The sequence below is a fragment of the Flagellimonas sp. L-11 genome, assembly GCF_056857735.1.
Genome location: NZ_JBSXNR010000055.1, coordinates 1 through 2,502 on the forward strand (window position 1 = coordinate 1; position 2,502 = coordinate 2,502).

At 50.2% G+C, this 2,502-nt stretch carries 2 protein-coding genes; both read right to left on the reverse strand.

The window, feature by feature from the left end:
• On the reverse strand, nucleotides 1–2,063 hold a 2,063-nt coding region (locus AC13CC_RS08645), incomplete at its 3' end, for a xanthine dehydrogenase family protein molybdopterin-binding subunit (RefSeq protein WP_482878260.1).
• Between the two features lie 57 nt (nucleotides 2,064–2,120).
• On the reverse strand, nucleotides 2,121–2,502 hold a 382-nt coding region (locus AC13CC_RS08650; RefSeq protein WP_482878261.1), incomplete at its 5' end, for a molybdopterin cofactor-binding domain-containing protein.

Consider the following 2,502-nt stretch of genomic DNA (forward strand, 5'->3'; position numbering starts at 1 on the left):
CGGTATGCATCAAAATTGGATTTTTGCGGAACGCCGTCCTCAAAGGTCAATTCCCCATACAGGGCATTGCCTATGCCGTCCACAATACCTCCCTCGGCCAAATTGGCGGCGGCATCCGGATTGACCACGATACCACAATCCACCGCACAGGTCACTTTTTGAACCACTGGCTTTCCGTCCTTTATTTCCAGATCCAGAACATGTGCAGCATAGGAGTTATGGCAGAAATAGGCCGAAACGCCCCTGTTCCCATTGGAAGTGGCATTCCAGTTACTCTTCTCCCTTACCAATCGAAGCACGCCCGCATAACGGTCTGGATCGTAATCGTTGTTTTCCCCAACAGGGTCTGTCCTGGCCCGATCCAAAAGCTCCAACCGGAATGCAATCGGGTCTTTGCCCGCAGCCTCGGCCACTTCGTCCAAAAATGATTGTTCCGCACTGGCCATAAAATTGGAACGGGGCGCCCTAAAGGAGCCTATCGTAATGTTCGAATCCACGGACCAGCTTTCCGCCAAGTAATTATCCACGGCTCCGGCAGGAAAACGGTTGGCATACAACGGACTCTCTGGAATGCCCCCTGCATTGACATGAAAGGCGACAAGATTGTTGTTTGCATCCAGGGCTGCCCTGTATTTGGCTTGGTACATTGGCCGATAAATGCCTCCCGTCATATCATCCTCTCGGCTATAAATGAGCTTTACGGGAGCTTTGACCTGTTGGGATATGAGCGCCGCTTCAATGAGCCAATGGGCATAGGACCGTCGTCCGTACCCGCCTCCCAAACGGGTCATTTGTATGTCTATGTTTTCCACAGGTATGCCAAGGCGTCCAGATAAGGCCTGTTCGGTAAGCTCCGGTTTTTGCAGCGGTCCTTTGAGCCTTGCCCTATCGTTGGTGACATGGGCAAAAAAGTTCATGGGTTCCATACAGTTATGTGCAAGAAAGGGAGCGGTGTAAGTTCTCTCAATGACCTTATCGGCTGTTTGGAAAACTGATTCGGGATCACCATCTTTTCGGACCTGTGTGCTTTTTTGAGCAGCCATTTTTTCCATGAGCTCTACATGGTCCGTACTATTTTCCAAGCCGGAGGGAATGGTCAATGTAGTCTGGGAACCACCATAAGGCACCCGCTCTTCGGTATAGGTTTCAAAAGGCTCCCATTCGGCCTCCACGGCCTTCTTGGCATTCATTACTTCCCATGTGGAATTCCCCACAATGGCAACGACCTCAAGAAAGGTACAGGTATCAAAATGTTGTCTGACATAGTCATCATGGAGCACCTTAACGGTAAAAACATCCTTGATGCCGGGCATGCCCTTGGCTGCCGATCCGTCCATTGATTTCAATTGGAGACCAAAAGCGGGAGGATGCAGGATCATCGCGATGAGCATATTGTCCTGTTGGATATCGACCCCGAACAACGGTTTTCCGGTAACAATGTCCAAGCCATCCACATTTTTTTGTGAAGTACCTATAATTTTAAAGTCAGCGATATCCTTGAGCTTGATGTCTTCAGGTACGGGTATTTGGGCCGCTGAAGAGGCCATATCCCCATATCCGGCGGATTTACCACTTGACCTATGGTGCAAGACCCCGCTTTCCGTGCTGATTTCCGACACCGGCACCTGCCATTGTGCCGCTGCGGCCTCCCTGAGCATTTGTCTGGCAGAGGCCCCCGCGGTCCTGAGTCCGTTCCAGCCCCTGCGAATCGCCTGGCTTCCACCGATAAACTGGAAGGAAAAGGCCTCGGTATCCAATGGGGCCTGTTCCACGATGACATCCTTCCAGTCCACGCCAAGTTCCTCGGCCACGATCATGGGCATGGAAGTCTTCACATTCTGCCCTCCTTCCGGGTTGGGCGACATAATGGTGACAAGACCATTGTCCCCTATTTTCAAAAAACCATTGATCTTGAACCATTCCTCGGGCAGTTTATCCACTTCTTCCGGGGTCAACTTACAAGAGGCCAACCAATTGAAACTCAAAATCAGCCCTCCTCCGGCCATGGCCGAGCTTGTTATAAAGGAACGCCTATTGATTTTTGTACTATGTTGTTTTTCCATTTATAAAGGGTAAAGGAACAATTCATCTATTGTTTTCAATCAAATTCAACTTTTCCGCTATCCCACCAAAGGTGGTTTGTCGGTTGCAAAGGGCTGATGGTAATGCCTTCTTCCCGTCGCCTTATAAATGGCATTGGCCAAAGCTCCAAACACTGGGGGAAATGGTGGTTCGCCCAAGCCCGTGGGGTCAATTTCATTTTGCACAAAATGGACTTCAATATTTTTTGGTGTCTCGGAATGGCGTATGATCTTATAACTGTCAAAATTGTTCTGATCGGGCTTACCGTCCGTAAAGGATAGGTTGCCGTACATCGCATTGCCGACACCGTCAACAATGGCTCCTTCGGCCATATTGGCCGCCGCGTCGGGATTGATAACGATCCCGCAATCCAACGCACAGACCACGCTTTCCACTTTTGGCGTATTGCCCTCCATGGTG